Below are 12,893 nucleotides of genomic sequence, written 5' to 3'. Positions count from 1 at the left end.
TCCCTCGGCCAAGATGGTTATCGGCCCGGTGATCGAGGAAGGCTTCTACTACGACATCGCCTACGAGCGCCCCTTTACGCCCGAAGACATGGCTGCGATCGAAGCGCGCATGCGCGAGCTTATCTCGACCGATTACGACGTGGTCAAGAAGGTCACCCCGCGTGCCGAGGTCATCGAAGTCTTCCGTTCGCGTGACGAGGACTACAAGCTGCGTCTGGTAGAAGACATGCCCGATGAGCAGAGCATGGGCCTGTACCACCACGAAGAATACGTCGACATGTGCCGCGGTCCGCACGTGCCGAACACGCGCTTTCTCAAGGCCTTCCAGCTGACCCGTATCTCCGGCGCCTACTGGCGTGGCGATGCCAAGAATGAACAGCTACAGCGCATCTACGGCACCGCCTGGGCCGACAAGAAGCAGCTGGCAGCCTACATCCAGCGTATGGAAGAAGCCGAGAAGCGTGACCACCGCAAGATCGGCAAGCGCCTGGGCCTGTTCCATACCCAGGAAGAAGCCCCGGGCATGGTGTTCTGGCATCCGGATGGCTGGACCATCTATCAGGTGCTCGAGCAGTACATGCGCCAGATCCAGCGTGGCGCCAACTACAAAGAGATCAAGACCCCGCAGGTCGTTGATCGGGTGCTCTGGGAGCGCTCAGGCCACTGGGAGCATTACTCCCATGCCATGTTCACCACCGAATCCGAAAGCCGTGACTACGCCATCAAGCCGATGAACTGCCCGTGCCACGTGCAGGTGTTCAACCAGGGCCTGAAGAGCTACCGCGAACTGCCGCTGCGTCTGGCCGAGTTCGGCTCCTGCCACCGCAACGAGCCCTCCGGCTCCCTGCATGGCCTGATGCGCGTGCGTGGCTTCACCCAGGACGATGCCCACATCTTCTGTACCGACGAGCAGGTAGAAGCTGAAGCATCTGACTTCATCGCTTTGACGCTGCAGGTATACAAGGACTTTGGCTTCGACGACGTCGAGCTCAAGCTGTCGACCCGCCCGGAAAGCCGTGTCGGCGACGACGCGCTCTGGGACCAGGCCGAGAAGGGCCTGGAGTCGGCCCTGAACAAGGCGGGCCTGAAATGGGACCTGCAGCCGGGCGAGGGCGCCTTTTACGGTCCGAAGATCGAATTCTCCCTGCGCGACTGTATCGGTCGGGTATGGCAATGCGGCACACTGCAACTGGATTTCATGCTGCCGGGTCGCCTCGGCGCCCAATATGTAGCCGAAGATGGCTCGCGCAAGACCCCGGTCATGTTGCACCGCGCAATTCTGGGTTCTTTTGAACGATTCATCGGTATTTTGATCGAACACTACGCTGGCGATTTTCCTGCCTGGTTGGCACCGACTCAGGCCGCAATTCTCAATATCACCGACAATCAGGCCGATTTTTGCTCCGAAGTGGAGAAAAGCCTCAATGAAATGGGCTATCGGGCATATGCGGACTTGAGAAACGAGAAAATTGGCTTTAAGATTCGCGAGCATACTTTGCACAAGACACCCTACCTCCTGGTAATTGGAGACAGGGAAGTCGAATCGCACACTGTGGCCGTGCGCACGCGGGAGGGTAAAGATCTGGGTTCCATGACTGTTACCGAGTTCTCCGAATACCTCGCCCGTGACGTTGCACAACGAGGCCGCCAGAATTCGGAGCTATAACGATTAAACGCGAGATGAGACAAGACAAAAGAGCCGCACAACGCCCGCCGATCAATGAGAACATCACGGCGAGCGAAGTCCGCCTGATCGGTGCCGAAGGTGAGCAAATCGGTATCGTGTCCATTCAGGAAGCCATGGCCACCGCAGAGGAGGCCAAGATGGACCTGGTTGAGATCTCTCCTGATGCAGAGCCGCCTGTTTGCCGCGTCATGGATTACGGTAAGCACATCTTCGAAAAGAAGAAACAACAGGCCGTCGCGCGCAAGAATCAGAAACAGATTCAGATCAAAGAAATAAAGTTTCGACCAGGGACGGAAGAAGGGGACTATAAGGTCAAGCTACGCAACCTTATACGCTTCCTAAGTGATGGGGATAAAGCCAAGGTTTCATTGCGATTCCGCGGCCGCGAAATGGCCCACCAGGAGCTGGGGATGGAGTTGTTGCAGCGGGTCGAAAAAGACCTTCTGGAATACGGCACCGTCGAACAGCATCCGAAAATGGAAGGTCGTCAGCTGATGATGGTCATCGCACCCAAGAAGAAAAAGTAACCTCCAGGGCATCGCCAGGCCTTGCGGTTATCTATTAACGCTCTATGCGGAGAAATTGAACATGGCTAAAGTAAAGATGAAGACCAAAAGGGGCGCCGCGAAGCGCTTCAAGGCGACCGGTAACGGTCTCAAGCACAAGCATGCTTTCAAGAGCCACATCCTGACCAAGATGAGCACTAAGCGTAAGCGTCAACTTCGGGGTACTTCCGAGTTGCACCCTGCTGATGTGCAAAAAGTAGAGCGCATGTTGCGCCTCCGATAAGTCAAGGTTGAGGATATAAAGAATGGCTCGTGTTAAGCGTGGTGTAATGGCGCGTAAGCGTCACAAGAAAATTCTGAAACTCGCCAAAGGCTATTACGGTGCGCGCTCGCGTGTATTCCGTGTTGCCAAGCAGGCGGTCATCAAGGCAGGTCAGTATGCCTATCGTGACCGCAAGCAGCGCAAGCGTCAGTTCCGTGCTCTGTGGATCGCCCGTATCAATGCTGGTGCTCGTATGAACGGCATGTCGTACAGCCGTTTGATCGCTGGTTTGAAGAAAGCGTCCATCGAAATCGACCGCAAGGTTCTCGCCGATCTGGCTGTGAACGAAAAAGCGGCGTTTACCGCGATTGTCGAAAAAGCAAAGGCTAGCCTGGCTTAAGCCCTCGTTACGACAATCACCGGAGCCTGGCTCCGGTTGGCAACGTCATTAATAGGGGAAGAGCCTCAACGCTCTTCCCCTATTTTTGTTTCTGGAGTCTGTAAATGGAAAACCTTGACGCCCTGGTCGGCCAAGCCCTGAAGGCTATCGAACAGGCCGATGATGTCAGCACGCTTGAACAGATCCGCGTGCAATACCTTGGCAAGAAGGGCGAACTGACCCAGGTAATGAAGACCCTGGGCAATATCCCGAACGAAGAGCGCCCCAAAGTAGGCGCCATGGTCAACGAAGCCAAGGAAAAGGTCTCAAGCGAGCTCAACGCCCGCAAGAGCACCATGGAAGCAGCCGCGCTGGATCAGAAGCTGGCTGCCGAACGGATTGACGTCACCCTGCCAGGCCGCGGTCAGGTCAGTGGCGGACTGCATCCGGTGACCCGCACCATGGAGCGGATCGAACAGATTTTTGCCCACGTCGGTTATACCGTCGAGGAAGGTCCTGAAGTCGAGGACGACTACCACAACTTCGAAGCGCTCAACATTCCCGGCCACCACCCGGCCCGGGCAATGCATGACACCTTCTACTTCAATGCCAACACTCTGCTGCGCACCCACACCTCACCGGTACAGGTCCGCACCATGGAAAGCACGCAGCCGCCGATCCGGATCATCTGTCCGGGCCGTGTCTACCGCTGCGACTCGGATCAGACCCACTCACCCATGTTCCATCAGGTCGAAGGCCTGCTGATTGACGAGGGCGTGAGTTTTGCTGATCTGAAAGGCACCATCGAGCAGTTCCTGCGCGAATTCTTCGAGGCTGACCTGGAAGTGCGCTTCCGTCCCTCGTTCTTCCCGTTCACCGAGCCCTCGGCCGAGGTGGACATCCGCCGCACCGTAGTCAAGAACGGCGAAGAGAAGGCCGATTGGCTGGAAGTGCTGGGCTGCGGCATGGTGCACCCGGATGTGCTGCGCATGTCCGGCATCGATCCGGAGAAATACCAGGGGTTTGCCTTCGGCATGGGCGTCGAGCGCCTGACGATGCTGCGTTACGGAGTAGGCGATCTGCGCATCTTCTTCGATAACGATCTGCGTTTTCTCGAGCAGTTTCGCTAAGCGACGCATCCGCCAATCCCTTTGAAAGCAGGAACCAATAATGAAATTCAGTGAACAGTGGTTGCGCACCTGGGTGAATCCGCCGGTCTCCAGCGATGAGCTGGTTGCGCGCCTGTCCATGACCGGTCTGGAAGTCGATAGTGTCACGCCCGCCGCCGGCGTCTTCAGTGGCGTGGTAATCGGTGAAATCATCAGCGCCGAACAGCACCCCGATGCCGACAAGCTTCGCGTATGCCAGGTCAGCGCCGGCGGAGAGCAGCACCAGGTCGTCTGCGGTGCGCCCAACGCGCGTGCCGGCATCAAGGTGCCGTTCGCCACCGTCGGCGCGGTATTGGGTGAAGACTTCAAGATCAAGAAGGCCAAGCTGCGCGGCGTCGAGTCCCAGGGCATGCTGTGTTCGGCTGCCGAGCTCAAGCTGTCCGATGACCACGACGGCCTCTACGAGCTGCCCGCCGACGCGCCCGCAGGGCAGGACCTGCGCGAGTACCTTGGCCTGAACGATGTCATCATCGAAGTCGACCTGACGCCCAATCGCGGTGACTGCCTGTCGATCGCCGGTCTCGCCCGCGAAGTCGCCGCCAACTATGGCGAAACCGTCTGCCGTCCAGACGTACCAGCGGTAGCCGCAGTCAATGATGACCAGCGTCCGGTCGAGCTGCTGGCTCCCCAGGCGTGCCCGCGCTATATCGGCCGGGTGATTCGCAATGTCGACCTATCCCGCCCAACCCCGCTGTGGATGGTCGAGCGCCTGCGTCGCAGCGACATCCGTAGCATCGATCCGGTAGTCGATATCACCAACTACGTGATGCTCGAATTGGGTCAGCCGCTGCACGCATTCGATTTGGCCGAAATCCATGGCGGCATCCGTGTACGCATGGCCGAGGAGGGCGAAAAGCTGGTTCTGCTCGACGGCCAGGAAATCACTCTGCACGCCGACACCCTAGTCATCGCCGACCACGAGCGCCCCCTGGCTATGGCCGGCATCATGGGCGGTGAGCACAGTGGCGTCAGCGAGAAAACCACCGATCTGTTCCTGGAAAGCGCCTTCTTTGACACCATCGCGATCGCTGGCAAGGCCCGCGGTTACGGCCTGCATACCGACTCTTCGCACCGTTTCGAGCGCGGCGTCGACTGGCAGCTGCAGCGTGAAGCTGCCGAACGCGCCACGGCACTGATCCTGGAAATTGTTGGAGGCGAGCCGGGCCCGATCGTTGAAGCAGTCGAAGAGGCGCAGCTGCCCACGCTCAAGCACATCATCCTGCGTAATGAGCGCATCAGCCAGATGCTGGGTATGCCGATGAGCGACGCCGATATTACCGGTTACCTCACCGGTCTGGGCCTGCAGATCAACGCCGATGGCGCCGAGCAGTGGCAGGTCAATGTGCCGAGCCACCGCTTTGACATCAGCATTGAAGTAGACCTGATCGAAGAGCTCGCTCGTCTCTATGGCTATAATCGCCTGCCAGTCAGTGCGCCCACCGCAGCGCTGAACCTGACCGCCAAGCCCGAGACCCGTGGCGAACTGCCGGTATTGCGTCGTCTGCTGGTTGCTCGCGGTTACCACGAAGCCATTACCTACAGCTTCGTCGAGCCGGGCCTGAACAAGCTGTTCGATCCGCAAATCGAACCGCTGGCCCTGGCCAACCCGATCTCCAGCGACATGGCCGTGATGCGTACGTCCTTGTGGCCAGGCTTGAGCAAAGCCGTTCAATACAACCAGAACCGTCAGCAGGGCCGCGTGCGCCTGTTCGAAAGTGGCCAGCGCTTCGTGCCTCAGGCCGGCGGCCAATTGCTGCAGGAGCCCATGCTGTCCGGTATAGCCTGTGGTAGCCGCGTCCCGGAAGGCTGGGCCAACAGTAACGACAAACTCGACTTTCATGATGTGAAAGGTGACGTCGAAGCGTTGCTGGGGCAGGGCGGAGCGGGCGATCAGTACCGCTTCGAGCCCGCCGAGCATCCTGCGCTGCATCCCGGTCAGACCGCGCGTATCACCCGCGATGGCGAAACCGTCGGCTGGCTCGGCGCACTGCATCCGCAGCTGGCCACCGAGCTGGACTTGCAGGGCGCCGTGTTCGTATTCGAGCTGACCCTGGGCAAAATCATCAAAGGCCGCCTACCGCGGTTTGCCGAATTGTCGCGCTTTCCAGAGGTGCGCCGCGACATCGCGCTGGTTGTCGACAAGACGGTGGTGGCCGCCGATCTGCTCGCCGACATCCGTAGCAATGCAGACGATGCGCTGAAGAACCTAAGGTTGTTTGACGTCTATGAAGGTAAAGGCATTGATCCGCATAGAAAAAGTCTGGCAATCGGCTTGACGTTACAGCATTCGTCGCGCACTCTTACTGATGATGAGGTGAACGCTGTCATGGACAAGGTGCTTATGTCTCTGGAGCAAAGGTTCAATGCCACACTAAGGAAATAGCCTATGGGGGCTCTGACAAAAGCAGAAATGGCAGAACGTCTCTACGAGGAACTCGGCTTCAACAAGCGTGAAGCCAAGGAACTGGTAGAACTGTTTTTCGAAGAGATTCGGAACGCCCTGGAAAGCAACGAGCAGGTCAAGCTGTCGGGATTCGGCAACTTCGACCTGCGCGACAAGCGCCAGCGGCCAGGCCGCAACCCCAAGACCGGTGAAGAAATTCCCATTACCGCCCGGCGTGTGGTCACCTTTCGCCCCGGACAGAAACTCAAGGCACGAGTAGAAGCATATGCTGGAACCCAGCCATAACGACGAACTACCAGTCATACCCGGCAAGCGTTACTTCACCATTGGCGAAGTGAGCGAGCTGTGTGCGGTCAAGCCTCATGTATTGCGTTACTGGGAGCAGGAATTCCCCCAGCTGTCTCCGGTCAAGCGGCGCGGCAACCGACGTTATTACCAGCGCCAGGACGTGCTGATGATCCGTCAGATCCGTGCATTGCTGTATGACCAGGGTTTCACTATCGGCGGCGCCCGTCAGCGCTTGTCCGGTGACGAAGCCAAGGAAGACGTCACGCATTACAAGCAATTGATCCGCCAGACCATCACCGAGTTGGAAGAAGTGCTGCAGGTTCTGCGCACCCATTGATTTACCCGCATAATGAAAAAAAACTTTCTCGTATCAGATAGTTAATGTATTATGCGACCCGCTTCGACAGACAAAGTCGAAGCACAGTCGGGGCGTAGCGCAGCCTGGTAGCGCAATTGCATGGGGTGCAAGGGGTCGAGTGTTCGAATCACTCCGTCCCGACCAATATTCAGTGATTTAGCCCAATGTTCACGCATTGGGCTTTTTCATTTCTGGGAACCGCCGGGCGTTTACCGGCAAATTGACTCCCCGCGCATTTTGTCATCTGACCGATCTTCAAGCTTGCTATTCTCCCTGTTGAAATCATCCAAAGAGGAATTTTCATGGCTACCAACCGTTCGCGTCGCTTACGCAAAAAGCTCTGTGTTGATGAGTTTCAAGAATTGGGATTTGAGCTGCACTTCGATCTCAAGGATGACCTTAGTGTTGAAGAGATTGATAGCTTCCTCGATCAATTCATCCTGCAGGCTCTGGAATCCAACGGCCTGGACTATGTTGGCGGCGAAGATTTCGGTTTGGTCTGCCTGGCCGAGCGTGGCTCTGTCAGCGAAGAACAGCGTGGTGCAGTAGAGAGCTGGCTCAAAAGCCGTAGCGAACTGAGCAAAGTTGAAGTCAGCCCGCTGGTGGATGCCTGGTATTCAGACAAGTCGATTACTGCCGCGGTTTGAGGTGCTAATCCTCCCCTTAGGGGGGGGGCAGAAGCGTTTTTTGTAGCAGTCGGAATAGCTTCGCTACGTAGCGCGCTTGCATGGTATGCAAGGTGTCGAGTGTTCGAATCACTCCGTCCCGACTGATATTTAACAGAAAGGCCGATCAGAAATGATCGGCTTTTTTTGTTTTCCGGTACCGATTCCAGAAGGCAATGCCTAAGCTGAGAACTATCCAGGCGAAGATCGCAGCATCCACCAAGCCAGAGGCATGCCGAGCAGGGTTGCGAAGGTGCCCGGTAACCACGGCAGCCAACTGAGTCCAAAACCGGCTGCCACAAATAGAATCGCGCTTTCTGTCATCAGGCCCCGTTAATCGATGGCTAACAGACCACTAACATCCGATTCCAACAAAGTTCGCGTCTTCCTTCTCGGCATCCGACCGCTCTGGCTGGGAGCGCTGTCGCTGAATCAGAATATTTATTTTTTTTCCACAATTAATTGGTAGACATTGTTTCAATATGCTGTACGTTGCACATACGGCACAGTAATGGCGCAATCACTTTAGCCCCGCAGAGACCAATCAGAGTTTCTGCTACTAAAAGCGTCTGTTGCTTCAATTATTTACCGGTGTACTGTTCGCCTCAAGAGTATCGAGGTGCCGATTATCGCCAAACTACCACCCGCTACTGACAGCTAAACCAGCAGATTACCACGATCGTTTTGATCGGGTCCTCGCCGGCGAGTTGCAATAATTACTACCAACAGATTTCACGCGCTCCTACCGCCCATTGGAGTTCGTCCGGAACGCCGTGCCCATTCGGGCGGCCTCACCTTTTCGTAGCATATTCCAAACTCTCTACATATTTTGCGTAAATAACACGCAAAACGACTGCGCGCGCATGAAAGTCAATGTCGTCCGAGTTAGTGAGGGTTTGCCAAGGGGTCTATCTTGCAAAAACAAATTATAACATTCGCATTGCTGACATTGAGCTCGAGCGTGTTCGCCCAGCAGCTCCCGGACGGCGGAACTCAGCTACAACAGATTCCGCCTTCTCCTACCCTGGAAAAAGCAGCGCCGGAGATTCGGGTCGAACAACCCCAGGCGCCTGTTGTTACTGATGCCGAAGGGGCGAAGATTCAGGTCAATTCGTTGAGCCTGACAGGACAGACGCTCTATTCCGAGTCCGAGCTGCTTGCCCTCACCGGCTTTACCGCGGGTAGTGAGTTGAGCCTTGGCGAATTGCAGCAGATGGCTGCACGCATTGCAGCTTTCTACCATGAAAAAGGCTATTTCGTTGCCCAGGCCTATCTGCCTGCCCAGGAAATTGAGCAAGGTGCGGTGACAATTGCTGTGGTTGAAGGTCGTTACGGGGATATCAGTCTGCGCAACAAGAGCAACCTCTCCGACCGCCAGGCAAACAGTCTTCTCAATGGTCTTGATAGTGGCGAGGTAATCGACTCTGCAGAACTGGAAAGCCGTCTGCTGCTGCTATCGGATACCCCCGGCGTGAACGTTAGATCAACTCTGGTGCCCGGCGCCTCTGTAGGTGCCGCCGACCTGATCGTCGATGTTACCCCGGGGCAAACGCTAACCGGCAGCATCGATGCCGACAACGCGGGCAACTATTACACCGGCGAGTATCGCCTTGGTGCGACGCTGAACATCAACAACCTGGCCGCGCAGGGCGACGTCGCTACATTGCGCGTGCTCCACGCCTTCGACGGTCTGAACTATGCGCGTGCGGCCTACCAGATGCAGTTTGGCCGGGCGACCGCCGGCGTGGCCTACAGCCGCCTGGAATATGAGCTGGGCAAACAATTCAGTGACCTGGATGCCAACGGCACGGCAGACATTGCCAGCGTCTTCGCCAGCTATCCATTGCTGCGTTCGCGCCGCAGTAACCTCTATGCCCAGGTTGGCTATGACTACAAAACCTTCGAAGATCGTATCGATGCGGTTTCGCCAGCTCTGGTTACCAACAAGAATATTCATGTCCTGATGACCAGCCTGCGCGGCAATCATAGCGACGATTTCGGCGGCGGCGGCTTCAGCGCAGCTTCGGCGACCTGGTCCACCGGTGTGCTTGATATTGAGACACCTGAAACACGTCAGGCAGATGCATTGTCTGCACGCACCAATGGTAATTACAACAAGCTGGGCCTGGATGTCATGCGCCTGCAGCACATCACCGATCGGGTTTCACTCTATGGCGCAGTCAGCGGTCAGGTGGCATCGAAAAACCTCGACAGCTCCGAGCAGATGTCACTGGGCGGCATGTACGGCGTACGCGCCTATCCCCAGGGCGAGGCCTTTGGTGATGAAGGTTATCTGGCGACTGTGGAAGCCAGATACCTGCTTGCACAACTTTCCAGCCAGCAGCTCGGACAAGTGCATCTGATCGGCTTTGTTGATGGCGGGTCCGTCACAGTACACAAGGATCCCTGGGATGGTTCCGACAACAGCCGCACCCTTACCGGAGCAGGCGTTGGCGTCAACTGGATCGACAATAACAATTTCTCGGTAAAGGCCTCCTACGCCCAAAAGCTGGGTAGTGAGGATGCAACCGCTGCTCCGGATAAAAACGGGCGCTTCTGGGTGCAACTGGTCAAATACTTCTGATCAGCGTGCTCGCCAAGCACAAAAAACAAGGCGCTGAATGCGCCCACAAAAAATGCCTGCAACCAAGTTGGAGCACCTCATGAACGCTATTTATCAATCAATCTGGAACGCCAAGAGCGGTACCTATGTTGCCGCTTCAGAACACGCCAAAAGCGGTGGCAAGAAAACCGGCAGCGGCAGAAAAAGCATCGCCTCGCGCAGCATGGGCTTTGCCCTCAGATCACTGACCGCTTCAGTCATGTTGGCTACCGGTTTTAATGCCTATGCCCTACCTACCGATGGTTCGGTAGTAGCGGGCAGCGCGAGCATCGAAAGCGGTGCAGACAGCATGACCATTAACCAGACCTCGCAGAATGTCAGCATTAACTGGCAGGGCTTCAGCATCGGCCAGGGCGAAGCGGTCAAGTTTGTCCAGCCCAACAGCAGCGCCATTGCGCTCAACCGGGTATTGGGTTCCGACCCCTCGACCATCCTGGGTAGCCTGGATGCCAACGGCAAGGTCTTCCTGGTCAACCCGAACGGCGTGCTGTTTGGTCAAAGCGCTGCGGTGAACGTCGGCGGTCTGGTCGCCTCGACGCTGGATATCAGCGACAGCGATTTCATGGCTGGCAAGCACGCATTTGCGGGCGCCAATGACGGCAGCGTCGTCAACCAGGGCAGCATCAATGCAGACGGTGGCTATGTTGCTCTGCTCGGCGCCAACGTCAGCAACCAGGGCGTTATCCAGGCCAATCTCGGTACGGTGGCGCTGGCCGCAGGCGAAGCTATTACCCTCGACGTAGCGGGCGATGGCCTGCTCAACGTCGCCGTTGATCAGGGCGCTGTAAAAGCGCTGGTAGATAACGGCGGGATGATCCAGGCCGATGGTGGCAAAGTAATGATGACGGCCCGTTCGGCGGGCGATCTGTTTCAGTCCTCGGTCAATAATACCGGCGTGGTCCGTGCTCAGAGCATCGAGAATCGCAACGGCAAGATTACGCTTTCCGGCGATATGCAAAGCGGTACCGTGAATCTGGGCGGCACCCTGGATGTATCCGGTAGCGATACCGGCGAGACTGGCGGTAGCGTTACTGCAACAGCCCGTCACGTGGGCCTGGTAGATGCGAAAATCGATGCCTCCGGCGACGCTGGCGGCGGCACCGTGCTGCTCGGCGGTGGATACCAGGGCAAGAACGCAGACGTAGAGAACGCCAAAGCGACTTATATGAGCAGTGATTCCAGCATCAATGCTGATGCCAATACTGCCGGCGACGGCGGTACGGTGGTACTCTGGGGTGATGACTCGACCCGCGCGCACGGCACCATCACCGCCCGCGGCGGCAAGGAGTCAGGCAACGGCGGCCTGATCGAAACCTCCGGCGGCTGGCTGGAAGTGTCGGGTATCAAGGTCAATACCAGCGCAGCGAATGGTCAGTTTGGCATGTGGCTGCTGGATCCGGCGGATATCACCATCTCGAGCACGCCTGCGTCGGGCGCGACGTCAACAGGAAATGTATTCGCCCCCGATTCGGGGGTTACTGTAGCCAATATCAATGTCAGTGATCTGGTCACTGCCCTCGGTGGCAGCAATATCACCGTGACCACAGAAAATACCGGAGCCAGCGGTAGCGGCAATGGTGACATCACCATTATGAACGCAATTACTTGGGTGGCACCCACGACGCTGACGCTCAATGCCGAGCGGGATATCAACGTAAATCTGGGAGCCGATATCACCGGCACCGATGGCAGCCTGGTGGCGAACGCCGGGCGCGACATTAATGTCAATGCGGACATCACCACCACCACCGGTGGCCTTGCCTTTCTCGCCGTCAACGACGTCAACATCAATGCGGCCACGACCATCACCACTGGCAACCTCACTGCGGTCGCCGGGCAGGACGTGAACCTGAACGCGGCCATGACGGTCACCACTGGCGACGTCATTCTGATTGCCGACAACAACGGCACCGGACCAGGCGCTATCCTCGGAGGCACCGTGCTGATTACCTGCGGCAGCAATTGCATCACCGTAGGCACCGGCGATCTGAGTATTCGTTTCAACCCGGAGAGCTACGCCACGACCGAGGCCGAAATTCTCGCCTACGGCTTGAATCTGACTGGCGGCGGAGCCCTGGACGCCAAAGCCTGGGTATTCGGGTTGGGTAATGACAAGGTTTACGATGGCCTGCGCAATGCAACAGTCAGTGGCCTCGAACCTGATGTCACCAACACGCAGCCTCCTGTCGCCCTGGGCGCGGTCACCAATGCGCTGTTCGATACCAAGGATGTGGGTGTTGAAAAGCTGATCACTTATGAAAGCAGCTTTTCCGATGCGGTCTTTGCGCTCTTTGCCCCCTACGGCACCACAATCGGAACCTATGTCACCCGCGCCGATATCACCCCGGCACCGCTGACCATCACGGCCAATAACGCCACCAAGGTCTTCGGTGACACGCTGGTGCTGGGTACATCGGCTTTCACCTCGCAAGGTCTGGTAGCGGGGGAGACCATCGGCGGCGTGACCCTGACCAGCCCCGGCACGGTGGCGACGGCTCCTGTTGATGGCAATCCCTATGCGATCACGCCGAGCAATGCGGTTCCTGGCTCTT

At 57.3% G+C, this 12,893-nt stretch carries 11 protein-coding genes and 1 tRNA gene; all 12 read left to right on the top strand.

Annotation, left to right across the window (positions count from 1 at the left end; all coding sequences use genetic code 11):
• The coding region (gene thrS / locus ABYA88_RS13225; RefSeq protein ID WP_373187831.1) for a threonine--tRNA ligase at positions 1–1,666 on the top strand (1,666 nt) is incomplete at its 5' end.
• Positions 1,663–2,214, top strand: coding sequence for a translation initiation factor IF-3 (infC, locus tag ABYA88_RS13220; RefSeq protein WP_373187833.1), 552 nt, complete (start codon positions 1,663–1,665; stop codon positions 2,212–2,214). The genes thrS and infC, both read left to right, overlap by 4 nt.
• A 61-nt stretch (positions 2,215–2,275) precedes the next feature.
• Positions 2,276–2,476 carry a 50S ribosomal protein L35 gene (rpmI, locus tag ABYA88_RS13215; RefSeq protein ID WP_022964142.1) on the top strand — a complete coding sequence of 67 codons (201 nt, stop codon included), beginning with the start codon at positions 2,276–2,278 and terminating at the stop codon, positions 2,474–2,476.
• Positions 2,477–2,498: 22 nt separating this feature from the next.
• Entirely contained in the window at positions 2,499–2,855 is a 357-nt protein-coding gene (gene rplT / locus ABYA88_RS13210; RefSeq protein WP_150277093.1) for a 50S ribosomal protein L20, read from the top strand.
• A gap of 104 nt (positions 2,856–2,959) precedes the next feature.
• Entirely contained in the window at positions 2,960–3,964 is a 1,005-nt protein-coding gene (gene pheS, locus ABYA88_RS13205) for a phenylalanine--tRNA ligase subunit alpha (RefSeq protein WP_373187830.1), read from the top strand.
• A 40-nt stretch (positions 3,965–4,004) separates the two neighbouring features.
• Complete coding sequence (pheT, locus tag ABYA88_RS13200) at positions 4,005–6,386, top strand: phenylalanine--tRNA ligase subunit beta (RefSeq protein WP_373187829.1); 2,382 nt, start codon at positions 4,005–4,007, stop codon at positions 6,384–6,386.
• A 3-nt stretch (positions 6,387–6,389) separates the two neighbouring features.
• A complete protein-coding gene (ihfA, locus tag ABYA88_RS13195; RefSeq protein ID WP_036992243.1) occupies positions 6,390–6,692 on the top strand; it encodes an integration host factor subunit alpha in 303 nt (100 codons plus the stop codon).
• Positions 6,673–7,032: a MerR family transcriptional regulator gene (locus tag ABYA88_RS13190; protein WP_022964137.1), complete on the top strand. Its 360-nt coding sequence runs from the start codon at positions 6,673–6,675 to the stop codon at positions 7,030–7,032. Before ihfA ends, ABYA88_RS13190 begins: the two co-directional genes overlap by 20 nt.
• Before the next feature lie 88 nt (positions 7,033–7,120).
• A tRNA-Pro gene (locus ABYA88_RS13185) sits at positions 7,121–7,197 on the top strand.
• A 158-nt stretch (positions 7,198–7,355) separates the two neighbouring features.
• Positions 7,356–7,700 (top strand): YggL family protein, encoded by a 345-nt coding sequence (locus ABYA88_RS13180; RefSeq protein ID WP_373187828.1) that lies wholly within the window; start codon positions 7,356–7,358, stop codon positions 7,698–7,700.
• A gap of 931 nt (positions 7,701–8,631) precedes the next feature.
• Complete coding sequence (locus ABYA88_RS13175; protein WP_373187826.1) at positions 8,632–10,302, top strand: ShlB/FhaC/HecB family hemolysin secretion/activation protein; 1,671 nt, start codon at positions 8,632–8,634, stop codon at positions 10,300–10,302.
• A gap of 79 nt (positions 10,303–10,381) precedes the next feature.
• The coding region (locus ABYA88_RS13170) for a filamentous hemagglutinin N-terminal domain-containing protein (protein WP_373187825.1) at positions 10,382–12,893 on the top strand (2,512 nt) is incomplete at its 3' end.

The organism is Halopseudomonas sp. (assembly GCF_041579695.1).
In the GTDB taxonomy this organism is placed as follows: domain Bacteria; phylum Pseudomonadota; class Gammaproteobacteria; order Pseudomonadales; family Pseudomonadaceae; genus Halopseudomonas.
The sequence above is the reverse complement of the archived record's forward strand: the minus strand, read 5'-3'. Positions and strand labels throughout refer to the sequence as shown.

Excerpts from the sequence above, each read along its gene's own strand:
- rpmI (WP_022964142.1), top strand. The coding sequence starts at position 2,276 with ATGGCTAAAGTAAAGATGAAGACCAAAAGGGGCGCCGCGAAGCGCTTC.
- ABYA88_RS13180 (WP_373187828.1), top strand. The coding sequence starts at position 7,356 with ATGGCTACCAACCGTTCGCGTCGCTTACGCAAAAAGCTCTGTGTTGAT.
- ihfA (WP_036992243.1), top strand. The coding sequence starts at position 6,390 with ATGGGGGCTCTGACAAAAGCAGAAATGGCAGAACGTCTCTACGAGGAA.
- pheT (WP_373187829.1), top strand. The coding sequence starts at position 4,005 with ATGAAATTCAGTGAACAGTGGTTGCGCACCTGGGTGAATCCGCCGGTC.
- pheS (WP_373187830.1), top strand. The coding sequence starts at position 2,960 with ATGGAAAACCTTGACGCCCTGGTCGGCCAAGCCCTGAAGGCTATCGAA.
- ABYA88_RS13190 (WP_022964137.1), top strand. The coding sequence starts at position 6,673 with ATGCTGGAACCCAGCCATAACGACGAACTACCAGTCATACCCGGCAAG.
- rplT (WP_150277093.1), top strand. The coding sequence starts at position 2,499 with ATGGCTCGTGTTAAGCGTGGTGTAATGGCGCGTAAGCGTCACAAGAAA.